The sequence below is a fragment of the Clostridium sp. K04 genome (genome assembly GCF_019734375.1).
Taxonomy (GTDB): Bacteria; Bacillota; Clostridia; order Clostridiales; family Clostridiaceae; genus Clostridium; species Clostridium saudiense.
The window spans coordinates 202,506-220,748 of sequence record NZ_JAASHD010000001.1 but is presented as its reverse complement, the minus strand read 5'-3'; the positions used below and the strand labels follow the sequence as shown (position 1 = coordinate 220,748).

Here is an 18,243-nt window from a genome sequence, read left to right as displayed (position 1 = left end):
TCATTACTATAGAGGGAGCAATTTTTATGGGAAGAAAAGCTAAGATATCATATGAAATTAAATTTAAATTTATAGAAGAGTATTTAAATGGAAATATATCTCAAATAGCTATAGCCAGAGAATTAGGATTACATCCAAGTAGTATTCAGGGATGGATACGTAAATATAAAGCCTTCGGCCCGGAAGGATTAAAAACCATTAAGAAAAACACTCATTATAGTTCTGAGCTCAAGCTTAGTGCAGTTAAAGATTATATTAATGGAAAAGGTTCATTAGCAGATATATCTTTAAAATATAATCTTTCCTGTACAGGTATTCTCACACAATGGATAAATAAGTATAATAAATGTCATAAAACATGTAAATCTCATAATAACAAAGGAGATCATATTATGACTAACGGAAGAAAAACTACATATGAAGAAAGAATAGAAATAGTTGCATTTTGTATTGCTAACGCTAACGACTATAATTTAACTGCAAATAAATATAAGGTTTCTTATCAGCAAATTTATACTTGGATTAATAAATATAATCGAAGTGGATATGAAGCGCTAGTCGACAGACGCGGTAAACGTAAAAAAATTGAAGACTTAAGCGAATCTGAGAAAATTGCTGCACAATTAAAGCTTTTAGAAGCTGAAAATAGACGTTTAAAAATGGAGAATGATTTCTTAAAAAAGTTAGACGAAATCGAAAGGAGGTAGATAAATATATAGCAATTATGGAGCTTAACCAGTCTGGATATTCGATATCTGAATTATGCAAATGTGCAAGGATTAGTAGATCTTCATATTATAAATGGTTAAATAGAAAAGAAACTCAAAGAGATAAAGAAAATAAAGAAATTTCGAATGAAATTATTAAGATATATTCTGAGGTAAAAGGTATTTATGGCTATAGAAGAATAACTTTAAATTTAAATAAAACTCTAGGTTCTAATTACAATCATAAACGTATTTATAGATTAATGAAATCTATGAATATGTCTGCTGTAATTCGTAAGAAGAGAAAGAGATATGTTCATAGTACCCCTCAAATAACTGCTGAAAATTTATTAAACAGAAACTTTATAACTGAAAATATTAATGAAAAATGGTTAACTGATGTTACAGAATTTAAATTAACTAACGGAACAAAAGCTTATCTAAGTGCAATTTTAGATCTTGGAGACAATAGCATCGTTTCTTATGTATTAGGTACTTCTAATAATAATAAATTAGTTTTTGATACACTAGATAAAGCTGTTATAACTAATCCGACGGCAACGCCACTATTTCATAGTGATCGCGGATTTCAATATACAAGTAAGAGCTTTAAACTTAAGCTAGATGCTATTAACGCCAAACAAAGTATGTCTAGAGTTGGGCGATGTATTGATAATGGACCTATGGAAGGTTTTTGGGGAATATTAAAATCTGAAATGTATTATTTAGAAAAGTTTCATACTTACGAACAGCTTGAAAAAGCTATAGATGAATATATAGAATTTTATAATACAAAAAGAATACAAAAAAAGCTAAAAGGCATGGCTCCGCTTGAATATAGGAGTCATACCTTAGCATCATAATTTTTTATTATTTACCCTGTCTACTTGACAGGGAGCAGTTCAAATTTGTAACTACTTTTTTATGTCTAAATCATTTTTTCAAATTCTTCTTCAGTTAAAACAGTAACTCCTAAATCTTGAGCTTTAGTCAATTTAGAACCTGCCTCTTCTCCTGCAATAACATAATCAGTCTTTTTACTTACACTTCCTGAAACCTTAGCTCCTAAACCTTCAAGTTTAGCCTTTATTTCACCTCTAGAGTAATTTTGCAATGTACCTGTTACTACAACTGTCTTACCATTAAAAGAACTCTCTACTATTACAGTTTCTTCAAATATAGGTTTTACTCCTAAATTGAATAATTCTTCTATTGTATTTAATACTTTTTCTTCATGGAAAAATTCTAATACACATTTAGCTACTATATCACCAACATCTTGGACTGAAATTAACTCTTCAAATGTAGCATTTTTTAATCCCTCAATAGATTTAAACTTATTTACTAAATCTTTAGCAGTTTTAACTCCTACATTAGGAATTCCAAGTGCATATATAAATCTATATAATTCTGGTGTTTTACTTCTTTCAACTGCATCTAAAAGATTTTGAGCCTTCTTTGGTCCAAATTTATCTAAAGTTAATAGTTCATCAAAATTAAGTTTATATAAATCTGCTATTGATCTAATATCTAGTTTTTCGAACAATTGCTCTGCTGTCTTTTCTGAGAATCCCTCGATATTCATAGCATCTCTACAAGCAAAATGAACTATACTTTTTACCAATTGCGGCTTACAAGATAATGTATTTTCACAGAAATAATGTGCTCCATCTAAAACTAAATGACTTCCACAAGCCGGACAAGTTTCTGGTACTTTTATTTCAGTAGCATTTTCTAGAGAATCTTCTACAACACCCATAATTTCTGGAATAACATCATTAGATCTTCTTATGAATACTTCTGCTCCAATCATTACTCCTTTTCTTTTAATATCATCCATGTTGTTTAAAGTTGCTCTTTTTACAGTTACCCCTGCTAGTTCTACTGGTTCAAGTATTGCTGTTGGTCCAACTCTTCCACTTCTACCAACATTCCATTCAACATCTAATAATGTAGTCGTAGCTTCTTGAGCTTCAAACTTAAATGCAATTGCCCATTTTGGGAATTTAATAGTATATCCAAGTAGCTCTCTAGTTCTTATGTCATCAATAGCAATAACTACTCCATCAATATCATAATTTAAATCAAATCTCATATCTTTGATTTCGTCTATATATTTTTTTACATCCTCTAGATTGTCTGCATACCTTATATATGCATCCATAGGAAGTCCCTTTTCCTTTATAAAGTTTAACATTTCTTCATAACTTTTAAAGTTTTGCCCTTCTTTATAACCTACATCATAAAAGAACGCAGAAAGTCCTCTTCTTGCTGTTTCTTTAACATTTAAATTTCTAAGTGCTCCTGCTGCCCCATTTCTTAAATTCTTAAGAGGAGTTTCTGATGTTGCATTATATTTCTCAAAAGCTTCAGTAGTCATAATTGCTTCACCATGAACTTCAAACAAGTCTCCTTTTGAAGTTTTTAAAGGAATAGATTTTATTGTCTTAACTTGAGCTGTTACTACCTCACCAGTTTCACCATTTCCCCTTGTAGCTGCAACTTCCATTACTCCATCTTCATTATAAGTTAAATTAATAGTAAGCCCATCAAACTTCTTTGTTATTACATATCTTAATGGCGGTAAGTTTTCGCCTCTAGAATTCATTTCATTTACAAATTTAACATTTCTATTATGCCAATCTATTATTTCTTCAAAGCTTTGTGCTTTATCTAAACTCCATAATCTAGCTTTATGTGTATATTTAGAAAACCCTTGTAAAGTAACATCTCCAACTCTTTGTGTTGGTGAATAAGGAAGTACATATCCTGTTTCTTCTTCTAAAGCCTTTAATTCATCATATTTACTATCATATTCTTTATCTGTAACTGATGGATTATCTAAAGAATAATATTCATAAGCATATTTATTTAAAAGTTCAACTAATTCTTCTATACGAGCTTTCTTATCCATTAAAATCTTCCTTTCTTAAATGGCAATTTATAAAAGTTCAAGCTTTGCCATTGATAACATTAAGTTCTTTATTCCTTGTTTATCAAATGCAATAGTTAATTTTTTATCTCCATTAACATCAGCAACTGATACAATTGTTCCTTCTCCAAACTTATTATGCTTAACTTTTCTTCCCATAGTTGCCTCTGCTGCTGTCATTAATGAAGATGAACTATTTGAATTTGTTGAACTATTTGTTCTTGATAGCCCACTTCCACCAAAGTTTCTATTTTCAAATGTTCCGTAATCACTTCTTAAACTATGTGGATTACTATAAGTTGGCTTAAATCTATTAGTTGAAGGTGTCTTAGCTGCACCCTGAGTTAAGTCTCTTGTTTCTCCAGTCATAGATACATATTCTCTTAATTCTGGCTTAATTTCTGAAATAAAGTCTGATTGAGGATATGCAACAGTTCTACCAAATACTCTTCTTACTTCAGCAGATGTCATAAATAAGGTTTCTTTTGCTCTAGTTATTCCAACGTAACAAAGTCTTCTTGATTCTTCCATTTCAGCATCACTATTAAATGAAGCTTGACCTGGGAATATTCCATTTTCCATTCCAACCATAAATACAACTGGGAATTCTAACCCCTTTGCACTATGAATGGTCATTAATACAACTGTTCCATTTTCATCTTCTTCATCTTCAAGTTTATCAGTATCTTGAACAAGTGATACCTTTTCTAAATAAGCTTCTAATTGAGTTTTATTTATATCAAAATCAGCTGATCCACTTCTCTTTTCTGCTTCATATGTTTTTTCAAAATCAACAGCATCTGATACTAATTCTTTTAAGTTTTCTATTCTACTCTTATCTTCTATTTGCTTTGAAGCCTCAAGTTCTCTAATATATCCTGTATCCTCTAGAATTGTTTCTATTAAATGTGATACTGGAACAGTCTCAGATATCATCATTAAATTTTCCATAAGTTCCATGAACTTTTCAATACCAGCACAGTTTCTCGCTGTTAGTGTTGGTATAGTTCTAACTTCTGATAATGCATCCCATAAAGTTAATTCATAACTTTCAGCAAAATCTAAAACTTTTTGTATAGTTGCATCTCCTATTCCTCTTTTAGGAACATTTATAATTCTTCTTAAAGCTATACTATCTGAAGGATTAACAAGCACCTTTAAGTAACTTAACATGTCTTTAATTTCTTTTCTATCATAGAACTTTGTTCCACCAACAATTTTATAAGCTATTGCAGCTCTTCTTAAGCTTTCTTCAAATATACGTGACTGAGCATTTGTTCTGTAAAGTATAGCAAAATCCTTGTATTGTCTATTTTGCTCTCTTTTTATTTTTTCAATTTGATTTGCTACGAAAGTACCTTCATCACTATCTGAAAACGCTCTATATATTTTAATTTTACTACCTAATTCTTGTTCAGTTCTTAATACTTTACTTTTTCTATTTGCATTATTAACTATAACAACATTAGCTGCATTTAATATATTACCTTTTGAACGATAATTTTGCTCAAGTTTTATAACCTTAGCTTCTGGATAATCCTTTTCAAAGCCAAGGATATTCTTAATATCTGCACCTCTCCATTGATAGATACAGTTGTGAACTACAATATCATTTGCAATATAGTTTCTTGCATTATCTATATTTAAATCATAAACGAATCCACTATATAATTCTCTTTCAATAGATACTATTCTATCTTCTTCTATTACACCATTATTATTTACAGCTATTATCATACCTTCTCTTAAACTTCCCATTGGCATGAACATAAAGCTCTTATCAGTACTTAATTTTGCTTTTCTTAATATTTCAAAATCTTCAACTGCGGCTAAATTTCTTGTAAATTCTTCTGCTTCATCATATAAAGCTCTTTCAGTTTCTACTCTATAGGTATTTCTCTCACCATTTCTAACATTAAATCCAGCAGATACAAACTTTTCTCTTTCTTCTTCTCCTGATGAATTTAATCCAATTCTATGGCTATATAATCCCCTTTGTATAGATTTTTTACCAGCAAAGAAGCTTATATTAACTCTCTTTCTAACCGAATTTTCCCTTATAACTGCATTACATAAATGATGTGGATATTCTTTATATAAATACTCTTCTTCCATAAGCCTTTCTGCTGCATCAACTGTATTTATTTCTTCAAACATTTTATTTATTTTCTCTTGAGATAAAACAATGTTTCTGCCTCTTGCATTAAATACCACTGTTGGTATTCCATATTTAATAGCATAATATTGTTCATAATAAGTTGCATCTTCTTTAGAATCACATACCTTTATTACCCAAATCTTATCTGCCTGTTCTCCATTTAATCTTACAGCTAATCCACTAGTATTTTTATTCTCTCTACTTCTTATAGATGAGGTTTGACCTATTCTATATCCAAGTCCATTTTTATACATTAAGTAAACATAATACTTATCTTCTTCTAATGCCACTTTTCCAAAAGTTAAATGATTTGGTGTTGATTTAATTACCTTTCCATTAACAGTTCTAACCTTAATTACTTCATTAGTATACTGTTTCTTACTTATATCAGTAATAGGTAAAATAGCTGTTTCTCCATTACCAGCTGCAACAAGTATATTATCTCCACACTTTAAATCTTCAATTTTCTTTGTTCCGTCTTTTGTAGTTATTAATGTTCCTTCAACTAAACATTGGTCATCATCACCTACTACACATAAATTTCTATGTTTAGCTGCAAGCAAAGTCACCAATTCATATTGAGCTCCATTTGTATCTTGATACTCATCTACCATGATATATTGAAACTTTCTTTGATAAAACTCTAAAGTCTCAGGATCTTTCTTAAATAATTCAACAGTCTTACAAATTAAATCATCAAAATCTAAAGCATTATTTTCCTTCAATCTTTTTTGATACATTTTATAAACTTCAGCAATCTTCTTTTCCCTAAAGTTTGATTCATGTTCTCTATAATAAGAATCAGCACTTTGCATATTATCTTTTGCTTTGCTTATCTTACCCATTATTTCTTGTTCAGTAATTTCTTTATCATTAATTTGAAGAATTTTTATACATTCTTTTATAAGTGTCTTTTGATCTGTTCCATCATATATAGTAAAATTCTTTTTATATCCTAACTTTTCAATTTCTCTTCTTAATATTCTCACACAAGTAGAGTGGAATGTTGAAATCCACATATCTTTGGCCTTATCTCCTATAATAGCCTGAACTCTTTCCTGCATTTCCTTTGCAGCCTTATTAGTAAAAGTAATAGCTAAGATTTTATATGGAAAGATATTAAGATCTTCTATCATATGAGCCATTCTATAAGTTAAAACTCTAGTTTTTCCTGAACCTGCTCCTGCTAAAATAAGTACAGGTCCATCCACAGTTACTGCGCCTTCATATTGTTCTTTGTTTAATAAAGATTTTAAATCCAAAAGAACATCCTCCCTTCAAAAACATATCTAAGTCAAATACCTTCAAAATCAAATCGAACGTATAATCTATCTAAAGCTTATTATAGCATAACAGTATATATTATTACCTTAAAATAAAAATTTAATTGTATGTTTATGGAATTTTATGGTTTTTATACCCTGTTTATTTATCAAATTTCCACTCCAAAAATTGCAAATTTAAAAAAGAACGCAAAAAAACGCAACCCTTGGGGCCAGGTTGCGCTTCAGCAATAAGCAATAAATAAAAAGGGGGCTATTTAATTCCTTTTATTTATCCTTGCATTAATATTATAGTAGAGAAAAAATTATATTGCAAGGGATTTTTGAAAAATATCTTGCTGATTTTTAACATCATGAATGTTATTCTATCATTTTTTGTTTTCTTTCGTTAAAAGCTCTTTAAAATGGCTAATTCCTCTTCTGTTAACTCTCTATATTCGCCTTCTTCTAAATCTTCATCTAAAGGTAAAGTTCCAAATTCTGTTCTTTTTAGATATACAACGCTCTTACCAACAGCTTCAAACATTCTCTTAACTTGATGGAATTTTCCTTCTTGAATAGTTACCATAACTTCTGAACCTTCATCAGTTGCATTTAATATTTCAAGCTTTGCTTCTTTACATAAATAACCATCATCTAAAGTAATTCCAGCTTTAAATTTTGCAACATCTTCATCAGTTACTTTTTTATCTATTTTTGCGTAATAAACTTTATCAACTTTCCATTTAGGAGAAATTAATCTATGATTTAATTCTCCATCATTAGTTAATAATAATAACCCTACTGTATCCTTATCTAATCTTCCAACTGGGAATGGTTCAAATACTTGATGATCAATTTCTAATAAATCAACAACAGTTTCATCTCTGTTATCATATGTAGCTGAAACAACCCCTTCTGGTTTGTTCATCATTAAATAAATAAATTTTCTATAAAATATTTCTTCACCATTAATTATTATTTTATCTTTTTCAGGATCAACTTGCATTCCACTATCCTTAGCTATTTCTCCGTTAACTTCAACTAATCCACTTCTGCAAATTTTCTTAAGTTCTTTTCTTGTACCATATCCTAAATTAGACAGTACCTTATCTAGTCTTTCCATACAACACCTCGTTAAACTTTATATAGCTTATTCTATTATTAATATTCCACAAATGCAAGAAATTAAAAGTACCGCTTCAATAGAACCTTCAAAATATGAATGTTCCATTAAAACGGCATTTCTTATTTTACTTCAAATTCTATTGTATCATAATCTTCATAAGGAATATCTTTATGGAAACTCTTAGCTAATACTAAAACTCTATAACTTCCATTTTTAAATGGAACAAATGTATAGTAACTCTTTCTACTATAACTTTGAGATAATACCCATTCTCCATTTATCATAATATAAAATTCATAACAAACTTCTTTTCCACCATGTGATGTTGCTTCAAAAGTTACTTCTTGTCCTATTTTGAATTCATCAGAGTAAAGCTGTATTTTAGTAGAATTAACAGGAGTTACTTCTTGAACATAGATAGAAACCTCTTTTTTACTATCATATTCTTCAGTAGACTTCACATTTTTCGCATAAATTACAAATGAATATTTTCCAGGACATTTCGGCTTTATTTTTATTGCTTTTTCTGTTACAAATCCAGTATTTTCTACCTCATATCCATTTATCTTTGTAACAAATTTAACTAAAACATCTTTAGTATTTTTAACTATTGCTTCAACATTAATAATATCATCTACTAAATAAATTTCCTTACTATTTAATAATACATAATCAATATCCGCTGCTATATAATCCTTTGCATCTATAAATAATGATGTTGATGCATCATATGGCCTTGAAGAAAATTCATCTTTAACTTTAATATCTACTTCATATGTTCCTGATTCAGCTGGAATAAAATCAATCCAATTATTTATTCCATAATCTATACTTTCTTTTTGAATTCCTTCTTTATAAATTGTAAATTTATAAAGAGGTTTTATACCACCATCAGTTTTTACTTTAATATTTATTTTATCTCCAATTATACACTTTCTGCCCTTATCACACTTAACATCAGATATTCTAACTGGCTTTTCTCCCTTATTAAAAATTTCATATTGAATAGAAGTAATATCCTCATGATCACCTTCAAATGAAATATCTTTAACTTTTAATGTTATTTTATATTTGCCCTCATCTCTAGGTTCCCAAACACACTCATTTCCTCTAATATATCCACTATCTTCAGAAATAGGCCCTTCTATTATATATCTATATAATAATTCTCTTCCTCCATCAACATCTGCCTTTAAATTAATAACAGTTCCAGCTGCTTGTGGTGATTTAACATCACTTTTAAAACTCCTAATTTTAATTTCTTCATACGGATCAACGTTATATAATATAACAGCCCTATCATCAAAACTTTTTGATGAAAACATATCCCTTACTAAACATAATAATTTATATTGACCAGGAACCTTTTCTTTAAACGTGACTATGCTTCTAGAAGAAAAATCTTGAATACAAATAACCTTTCCTTCCTTATTTACCTTCAAAAATTTATATAGTAATGGCCTATTTTGCTGATAATTTGATTCCACCTTAAAAATTAATTCTTCATTTACTAACTTATTGTTTGTTAAGCATTCAAAATTAGTAATTTCTATTTTATCTAATTCATTAACTTCAATCTTAACAGTAGTAAAATCATCTACATTTCTTTCAGAATCTATCTTTTTACATTCTATTAATATTTCAAAATTGCCAGCTTCAACTCCAGTAAAAATATATTCTCTCTCAGTGCTATAATCCCTTAGAATTTCCCAATCCTTTTCTCCATTAACCCAAAATCTATATAATACTAAATCTTCCTTAGAAGTTACACTTATCGTAGATTTTTCACCTACTCTTATTTTATTATTAACTTCTACTTCTTTTATCAACTTCTCATTTTCTATAACTTCATATTCTGATTTCCCAAGATAATCGTATGATTTCTTACATGAAGTTGATTTTCCTTGAACCATTATCATGTATCTTCCTGGCTTAGAGGGTTTCCATGTACATATATTGCTTTTAGAAAAATCCTGTATAGGCTTCCAAATTCCTTCTAATCCTTCTATAAATTTATATTCAACATCATCATTTTCAGTTGAAAATGCTGTAATATTTACACTCTCGTTCAAATCAGCAGGGCTTTTATTGTCAAAATCAATTAGTACCTCTTTCATTTTTCTTCCCCCTCACCATATTATCTATAATTAAGTTAATCACTTTACATAGCTTTATCGTTTTACATAATTTTCTATATAAATTATACTCTTTACTTTGCAAAATAAAAACTGAAATTTGTCTATGAAAGTATAAAAAAAAGAACAAACTATAGATATTTTTCTACAGTTTATCCTATATTTTTTTCTTTTATTAAATATAATAAATTTTTTCGTAATCTATCGTCATCTTCATAAGACCTTTTCTTTGCATTTGGTGTCTTTCCACCGCCTCTTCTTATCTTTTGAGATAAATGTCTTTGTTCAAGCATAGCACCTATATTTTCATTAGTATAAATATATCCCTTTGGACTAATTACACTAGCTTTTTTCCCTAAGCAAATGGCAGCTACACCATAGTCTTGTGAGATTACAATATCATTACTTAAACATTCATTTACAACCTTCATATCAACACTCTGAAATCCACTATCTACAATTCTAACTTCACCATAGCTTACATTTATATAGTGATTAATATCACAATATATTATAAGCTCTAATCCATATTCCTTTGCTATATTTACAATAATGGAGATACCAGGACAGGCATCTCCATCAACAATAATCTTCATTGTACTAAAACTTAAGGTAAACTCCTTTTCCCATCGTCAAAGGAGTAAGTTCGCCTTGCCAAATATAAAATTTGGAGGCTTACTTAAGTCTTGCTTCTAATTCAGCTTTTAAATCTTCGAATCCTGGTTTACCAAGTAAAGCAAACATATTCTTCTTGTATGCTTCAACACCTGGTTGGTCAAATGGATTAACTCCTAAAAGATAACCACTAATTGCACAAGCTTTTTCGAAGAAGTAAACTAATTGTCCAAAGTAATATGGTGTTAATTCTGGAATATTTAAAATCATGTTAGGAACTCCACCATCACAGTGAGCTAATAATGTTCCGTTGAATGCTTGTTTATTAACAAAGTCAACTGTCTTACCAGCTAAGAAGTTTAATCCATCAATATTTCCTTCAACTTCTTCTATAGTAAGTTCTTTTGTAGCTTTTTCTACATTAAGAACTGTTTCAAACATTATTCTGCTACCATCTTGAATGAATTGTCCCATTGAATGTAAGTCTGTTGAGAAATCAACAGCAGCTGGGAATATACCCTTTTGATCTTTACCTTCTGATTCTCCATATAATTGCTTCCACCATTCATTAAAATAGTGTAATGAAGGTTCATAGTTAACTAAAACTTCTACATTCTTTCCTTTATTGTATAATGCATTTCTCATAGCTGCATACTTATAACAATCATTATCTTTTAATGATGGGTTAGAGTATTTTTCTCTAGCATCAGCAGCTCCTTGCATTAATTCATCTATATCAATTCCAGCAACTGCGATTGGTAATAACCCAACAGCTGTTAATACTGAGAATCTTCCACCAACATCATCAGGAACTACAAATGTTTCGTAACCCATAGTGTCAGCTAATCCTTTTAATGCTCCTCTTTCTTTATCAGTAGTAGCAAATATTCTTTCCTTAGCTCCATCAACTCCATATTTCTTTTCCATGAAGTCTTTGAACATTCTGAAAGCTATAGCTGGCTCAGTAGTTGTACCAGATTTAGATATAACATTAACAGAAACATCTAACCCTTCAATAGCTTCAAATAAATCGCTAATATATGTTGAACTTATGTTATTTCCTACGAAGAATACCTTAGGTGTCTTTCTTGCATTATTTGGTAACATATTATAAAAGTTATTTGTTAACCCTTCTATAGCAGCTCTTGCTCCTAAATATGATCCACCAATACCAATAACTATTAATACATCTGAATTTTCTTTAATTTTGTTAGCTGCAACTTTAATTCTTGCAAATTCCTCTTTATCATAATTTACAGGTAGGTCTAACCATCCTAAAAAGTCGCTCCCTGCACCAGTTCCTTCATGAACAGTATTGTGAGCAAAATTAACCATACCTTCCATTTTATCTAATTCAGCCAAAGATGCATATGGTTGAACTTTTGATAAATCTAAACTTAAACCATTTTTCATAATTTTACCTCCGAATATTGTGGTATTTTTAACATTTTTTATTATATCATAATTTATCTTATGCTAACAATTTAAACCCAAATTATTTATCTATTTTGACGACATTATACGATATTACTTTCCGACTTTTCAAGACCTAAAATAATTTTTGTAATCCTACACTATAAATTCCTTATTTTTATAGAAATTTATAAATTATTTATCATTAATTCTTATATGCATATCCATATATATTATATTCATAAATATAATTAGATTATTCACTTAAAGAGTTAACAATAGTTTCTATACTTTGCTCATCTAACGATTTTGCCTTACCTATAGTTCCACCAAGTTTTGTCCATACATAATTATGAACTTCTACACCATTAGAAAAATCTAACCCTTTCCACTTCTTTAATTCTGTATCAAGATATTCATCTCTACCATTTAGCTGATATAAAACTTTATCTATGTTATCTTCAGTTATCTCATCTTTTCCCCATATGTTACCATCTTCAGCTATTATTATAGTATTTGCCATACGATGAATCATATCATATATTGTGTTAATATCAACAGCTTCAGCTGTAATATTCTCTTCTGTGTTATCAACATTTTCTTCTTGTATTTCTACCTCATTTTTTGATTCACTTACCTTGTTCAAAGCAAAATTAACTATTTCATATCCATTTGCCCATAAAACAGCAACAGTTGAAAGCGATAATATTAAAACAATTATAATTATTATAGCTTTTTTTGCTTTAGAACTTCCTTCTTCATAATCATCTTCATCTTCCTCATAGTCATTTTCATATTCTTTTGCATCAACAGTTTTAAATTCTTCTATTTTTTCTTTATCCTTATTTTCCATTTCATCTTTTCCCATATCAATACTCCTTTCACTTCTTCTCTTAACTATAACTTAAATCAATATCAACATATTAATATTTAATAAAATACTTTTTACCTAGTTACTTACACCCTTAAGTTCTTCTATTTGAAAATTCACTTCATTAATAAATTCTTCAAAACAAATCCCTCTATCCATAATATCTTTAGCTATATTAGCATTTCCAATATATCTAAAATGCCATGGTTCATAGTTATATCCTGTAATATCTTCCTTTCCCTTTTGATACCTAAGAATAAAACCATACTTATAGCAATTATTATATAGCCACTTAAATGCATCAGTATTTTCAAAACCCTCATCTAAGTATGGATAATCATTACACACTATGTCAATCGCCAATCCTGTTTGATGTTCTGATGCACCTGCCTCAGCTGTATATTGTCTAGTTTTTTCAACTCCTTTTACTTCTACTCTTGAATTATATAAATTTTCTTGAACGCTATAACTTCTATATCCAGAAATAGCTATAAGATTAACATTATCATTCAACGCAGCATTAAACATTTCCTTTGCTGCATTACTTGTCCTCTCATCTAACTGCTTACATTCAATATACTCTTCAAAAGCTATATCTGACTCAACCAAAGTACTAGGCACATAATCATCCTCAAGTTTATTATTTTCATTTACTAATATAAATAATTCATCATTCAATATACCTTCTAATCTTTTAATTTCATTACTTTTTAAAGTATCACTATCTGTACTAAAAGATTTATTCTGCTCTTGACTTCTAGACTTTGCTAACAAACCCTCTTTATTATTTATCTCCTCTATACTTTCATTTTTCTTGCTACTATTAACACTACTTTTATTATTATCTATATTATTATCACTTACGTTTCTAATTCCTAATGCAATTGCAACAACTACAAATATCCAACAGGACATTATTTTTAATTTATTAACCTCATTTCTATTATTCATATCCTCCTCCTATTAACACTATAATATTTGGTATATATTACCACAGTTTTTACTATAATACTTTTCACAACCTTTTTCTAGTAATTTTCTAAAAAAGCAGATAAGATTTTACCCTATCTGCTTTATAATTATCATAGTAAAAATTATGTCCATTATTAAATTTCATCACGCACTTACTGTTAAATTTTAACACATTTTAATTGTTTTTTCCATACAACTTTCAATATTGTAAATAAAAAAACTCGGAATGCTTAATAAAAGACATTCCGAGAATTTTATTTATTATTCAAATTCAATAGTTGCAGGTGGTTTTCCTGTACAATCATACATTACTCTGTTTACACCATTAACTTCATTTACTATTCTAGTAGTTACTTTTCCAAGAACTTCCCATGGTAAATCAGCAGATTCTGCTGTCATGAAATCACTTGTAGTTACAGCTCTTAAAGCAATTGCATAATCATAAGTTCTTTCATCACCCATAACTCCTACAGATCTCATATTAGTTAAAGCTGCAAAGTATTGACCGATTTCTTTATCAAGTCCAGCCTTAGCTATTTCTTCTCTATAAATAGCATCTGCATCTTGAACTATTCTTACTTTTTCAGCAGTTACTTCACCAATAATTCTAATACCAAGTCCTGGTCCTGGGAATGGTTGTCTGTATACTAAATGTTCTGGTATATTAAGCTCTAAACCAGCTTTTCTAACTTCGTCTTTAAATAATAATCTTAATGGTTCGATTATTTCTTTGAAATCAACGTAATCAGGAAGTCCTCCAACATTGTGGTGAGACTTAATTACAGCTGAATCTCCTAATCCACTTTCAATTATATCTGGATAAATTGTACCTTGAACTAAGAAGTCCACAGCTCCAATTTTCTTAGCTTCTTCTTCAAATACTCTAATGAATTCTTCACCTATGATTTTTCTCTTAGTTTCTGGATCTTCTACCCCAGCAAGAGCCTCATAGAATCTTTCTTGAGCATTAACTCTAATAAAGTTTAAGTCATATTGACCTTCTGGTCCAAATATAGCTTCTACTTCATCTCCCTCATTTTTTCTAAGTAAACCATGGTCAACAAATACACAAGTTAACTGCTTTCCAATAGCTTTTGATAATAAAACTGCTGCAACAGATGAGTCAACTCCACCTGATAATGCACATAAAGCTTTACCATTTCCTACTTTTTCTCTTATTTCTTCAATTGTCTTTTCAACAAATGAATCCATTTTCCAATCTCCAGAACACTTACAAATGTTATAAACAAAGTTTGATAACATCTTAGTTCCTTCTTGAGTATGCATAACTTCTGGATGGAATTGAACTGCATATAAGTTCTTTTCTGCACATTCCATAGCTGCAACTGGACAAACAGGAGTATTTCCTATAATTTTAAATCCTTCTGGAGCTCTTTCTATGTAATCAGTGTGACTCATCCAACAAATTGTTGATGGTGCAACACCTTCAAATAATTTTGATTCAACATCAACAGCAACTTCTGTCTTACCATATTCACTTACAGGCGCAGTAGCAACTTTTCCTCCAAGTACATGAGACATAAGTTGTGAACCATAGCAAATACCAAGTACAGGTATTCCTAATTCAAATATAGACTTATCACATAAAGGAGAATTTTCACCATATACACTGTTTGGCCCTCCAGTGAAGATTATTCCTTTTGGGTTCATTTCTCTTATTTTTTCAACGCTTAAATTATAAGGATGAACCTCACAATATACATTACACTCTCTAACTCTTCTTGCAATTAATTGATTATATTGACCACCAAAGTCAAGTACTAATACTAATTCTCTACTCATTAGAATCCTCCTAATGTTTTTTCTTTAATTATCTCGTAAAATTATACACTTTTCAACAAAAATGTTAAAATCTAAACACAGAAACTCCAAAAAGGAGTTTCCATATCTAACTATTAACTAAGAACTATTAACTATTAACCATCCAAACTATTCTCTAACACTATAATTTGGTGCTTCCTTAGTTATATTTATATCATGTGGATGACTTTCTCTTATTCCTGATGCAGTTTGAACAACAAATCCAGCATTTTCAAATAAATCTTCTAAAGTTGGAGCTCCAAGGTATCCCATACCTGATCTTATTCCACCTATTAATTGGTATAAAGTATCAGCTACTGGTCCCTTATATGCAACTCTTCCTTCAACACCTTCTGGAACAAATTTCTTAGTACCATTTTGGAAGTATCTATCAGAAGAACCTTTCTCCATAGCCCCTAAAGAACCCATTCCTCTATAAACTTTATAGCTTCTTCCTTGATATATTTCCATTTCACCTGGTGCTTCTTCACAACCAGCAAGCATTGATCCCATCATACAAGCACAAGCTCCACCAGCTAAAGCCTTAACTATATCTCCTGAATACTTAAGTCCACCATCAGCAATTACTGGAACTCCATGTTTTCTTCCTTCTTCAGCACAATCCATAACTGCAGTTAATTGAGGAACCCCTACCCCAGCAACTATTCTTGTTGTACAAATTGATCCTGGTCCAATACCAACCTTTATACAGTCAGCTCCAGCTTCAACTAAATCTCTTGTAGCTTCTGCAGTAGCAACATTACCAGCAATTATTTGAAGATCAGGATATTTAGCTTTTATCTTTTTAACACCATCAATAACTCCTTTAGAGTGACCGTGAGCTGTATCTAATGTAATAACGTCAACTTGAGCTTTAACTAAGGCATCAACTCTATCCATCATATCATTAGTTATTCCAACTGATGCTCCACAAAGCAGTCTTCCTCTTGAATCCTTTGCTGCGTTTGGATATGCTCTAACTTTTTCTATATCCTTTATTGTTATAAGACCTTTTAAGTTGTTTTCTGAATCAACTAAAGGTAATTTTTCTATTTTATGAGTCTTTAATATTTCTAAAGCTTCTTCTAATGTTGTTCCTTCTGGAGCTGTTACTAATGGACTCTTAGTCATAACTTCTGAAATTACTTTATCATAGTTTGTTTCAAAAACTATGTCTCTGTTAGTTATGATTCCTACTAATTGAGTTCCTCTTGTAACTGGAACACCTGAGATTCTATATTGAGACATTAATTCTAATGCTTCTCTTACTGTATGGTCTTCATTCAAGAATATTGGATCTGTAATTACTCCATTTTCTTGTCTCTTAACTCTATCAACTTCTTTTGCTTGATCTTCAATTGTCATGTTTTTGTGTATTATTCCGATTCCGCCTTCTCTAGCCATTGCAATTGCCATCTTAGATTCAGTAACAGTATCCATACTTGCACTCATTAGTGGTATGTTTAGTGTTATTGTCTTTGTTAATTGAGTTTTTAATGAAACTTGATTTGGTAAAACCTCTGATTTGTTTGGTACTAGTAATACATCATCAAATGTGTAAGCTGTTTTTAATATTCTTGCCATACTTAATCTCTCCTATCATAATTATTTATCTTTATATTTATGTAATAAATGCATTTTATATCTGATTATTTATTTTTGGGGTTAATCAAATAAAAAAAAGCATATTAAGTCCGCTATCTATAAGTGAACATTAATATGCTTTTACCCTATACATTATTCGTGTTTAGGTAAGTATATCAAACTCACTCATAGATGAAAATTTAAGGTTTTCAGTAGAAACACCCTGCCATATTCAGGGTTTATATGAGTTGTTTTATTATTCGTGTTTTTTCGCTTTTTATTATTATAGTTTATGGTTTATGGCTTGTCAATATAATAAATTGAAACAAATAAATGCTAATAATATATTTACCATCTTTGTGGTATATTATTAGCATTTATAAATATCTTATTGTTCATTTTTAGTAATTTTGTTAATATCTCTACTTATTTTATGATAAATTATTATTTCAATTCTTATTAAATACTAACAAACTTCACCTTAATATATTTGTTTTATTATAAAACTTATTATTAATAATTATTTGTTATTTTATTTTTTAATAATCTAGTTTTGTATCTTTAAATAATTTTATTATAAAAAAGCAAGTTCTATGTATTAAACATAAAACTTGCTTTTGTAATGATAATATTATTTATTACGT

12 protein-coding genes and 1 riboswitch are annotated in these 18,243 nt (G+C 29.6%); of the genes, 2 read left to right on the top strand and 10 right to left on the bottom strand.

The window, feature by feature from the left end; genetic code table 11:
* Both HCG70_RS01125 and HCG70_RS01120 read left to right on the top strand, forming a co-directional pair.
* A partial coding sequence (locus HCG70_RS01125; protein WP_221697383.1) for a helix-turn-helix domain-containing protein occupies window positions 1-707 on the top strand: 707 nt, incomplete at its 5' end.
* Window positions 708-724: 17 nt separating this feature from the next.
* A complete protein-coding gene (locus HCG70_RS01120) occupies window positions 725-1,570 on the top strand; it encodes an IS3 family transposase (protein WP_243279617.1) in 846 nt (281 codons plus the stop codon).
* A 65-nt stretch (window positions 1,571-1,635) separates the two neighbouring features.
* Here HCG70_RS01120 and ligA read toward each other — a convergent pair whose 3' ends face one another.
* The 10 genes from ligA to guaB form a co-directional block, all read right to left on the bottom strand.
* Complete coding sequence (gene ligA, locus HCG70_RS01115) at window positions 1,636-3,621, bottom strand: NAD-dependent DNA ligase LigA (protein ID WP_042399244.1); 1,986 nt, start codon at window positions 3,619-3,621, stop codon at window positions 1,636-1,638.
* A gap of 27 nt (window positions 3,622-3,648) precedes the next feature.
* Window positions 3,649-7,059, bottom strand: coding sequence for a UvrD-helicase domain-containing protein (locus tag HCG70_RS01110; RefSeq protein WP_221697381.1), 3,411 nt, complete (start codon window positions 7,057-7,059; stop codon window positions 3,649-3,651).
* Between the two features lie 409 nt (window positions 7,060-7,468).
* The gene (locus tag HCG70_RS01105; RefSeq protein WP_042399239.1) at window positions 7,469-8,185 is read right to left on the bottom strand and encodes a pseudouridine synthase; all 717 of its coding nucleotides are present in this window, start codon (window positions 8,183-8,185) and stop codon (window positions 7,469-7,471) included.
* 122 nt (window positions 8,186-8,307) lie between these two features.
* The gene (locus HCG70_RS01100) at window positions 8,308-10,305 is read right to left on the bottom strand and encodes a triple tyrosine motif-containing protein (protein WP_042399236.1); all 1,998 of its coding nucleotides are present in this window, start codon (window positions 10,303-10,305) and stop codon (window positions 8,308-8,310) included.
* Window positions 10,306-10,475: 170 nt separating this feature from the next.
* The gene (locus HCG70_RS01095; protein WP_042399233.1) at window positions 10,476-10,919 is read right to left on the bottom strand and encodes a YaiI/YqxD family protein; all 444 of its coding nucleotides are present in this window, start codon (window positions 10,917-10,919) and stop codon (window positions 10,476-10,478) included.
* A gap of 79 nt (window positions 10,920-10,998) precedes the next feature.
* Complete coding sequence (locus tag HCG70_RS01090) at window positions 10,999-12,351, bottom strand: glucose-6-phosphate isomerase (RefSeq protein ID WP_042399228.1); 1,353 nt, start codon at window positions 12,349-12,351, stop codon at window positions 10,999-11,001.
* 256 nt (window positions 12,352-12,607) lie between these two features.
* The gene (locus tag HCG70_RS01085) at window positions 12,608-13,219 is read right to left on the bottom strand and encodes a DUF6241 domain-containing protein (RefSeq protein WP_052330695.1); all 612 of its coding nucleotides are present in this window, start codon (window positions 13,217-13,219) and stop codon (window positions 12,608-12,610) included.
* An 81-nt stretch (window positions 13,220-13,300) separates the two neighbouring features.
* On the bottom strand, window positions 13,301-14,173 hold the full coding sequence (locus HCG70_RS01080; protein ID WP_221697380.1) for a M15 family metallopeptidase: 873 nt from the start codon (window positions 14,171-14,173) through the stop codon (window positions 13,301-13,303).
* A 282-nt stretch (window positions 14,174-14,455) separates the two neighbouring features.
* Entirely contained in the window at window positions 14,456-15,997 is a 1,542-nt protein-coding gene (gene guaA / locus HCG70_RS01075; RefSeq protein WP_042399225.1) for a glutamine-hydrolyzing GMP synthase, read from the bottom strand.
* Between the two features lie 147 nt (window positions 15,998-16,144).
* Window positions 16,145-17,599, bottom strand: a complete 1,455-nt coding sequence (guaB, locus tag HCG70_RS01070; protein WP_221697379.1) for an IMP dehydrogenase — start codon at window positions 17,597-17,599, stop codon at window positions 16,145-16,147.
* Window positions 17,600-17,768: 169 nt separating this feature from the next.
* Window positions 17,769-17,866, bottom strand: a riboswitch (purine riboswitch).
* Window positions 17,867-18,243: the final 377 nt, after the last annotated feature.

What these genes read in the sequence shown, in the direction of transcription:
- HCG70_RS01105 (WP_042399239.1), bottom strand. Translation starts at nt 8,185, where the DNA reads ATGGAAAGACTAGATAAGGTACTGTCTAATTTAGGATATGGTACAAGA.
- HCG70_RS01090 (WP_042399228.1), bottom strand. Translation starts at nt 12,351, where the DNA reads ATGAAAAATGGTTTAAGTTTAGATTTATCAAAAGTTCAACCATATGCA.
- ligA (WP_042399244.1), bottom strand. Translation starts at nt 3,621, where the DNA reads ATGGATAAGAAAGCTCGTATAGAAGAATTAGTTGAACTTTTAAATAAA.
- HCG70_RS01085 (WP_052330695.1), bottom strand. Translation starts at nt 13,219, where the DNA reads ATGGGAAAAGATGAAATGGAAAATAAGGATAAAGAAAAAATAGAAGAA.
- HCG70_RS01120 (WP_243279617.1), top strand. Translation starts at nt 725, where the DNA reads ATGGAGCTTAACCAGTCTGGATATTCGATATCTGAATTATGCAAATGT.
- HCG70_RS01100 (WP_042399236.1), bottom strand. Translation starts at nt 10,305, where the DNA reads ATGAAAGAGGTACTAATTGATTTTGACAATAAAAGCCCTGCTGATTTG.
- guaA (WP_042399225.1), bottom strand. Translation starts at nt 15,997, where the DNA reads ATGAGTAGAGAATTAGTATTAGTACTTGACTTTGGTGGTCAATATAAT.
- guaB (WP_221697379.1), bottom strand. Translation starts at nt 17,599, where the DNA reads ATGGCAAGAATATTAAAAACAGCTTACACATTTGATGATGTATTACTA.
- HCG70_RS01095 (WP_042399233.1), bottom strand. Translation starts at nt 10,919, where the DNA reads ATGAAGATTATTGTTGATGGAGATGCCTGTCCTGGTATCTCCATTATT.
- HCG70_RS01080 (WP_221697380.1), bottom strand. Translation starts at nt 14,173, where the DNA reads ATGAATAATAGAAATGAGGTTAATAAATTAAAAATAATGTCCTGTTGG.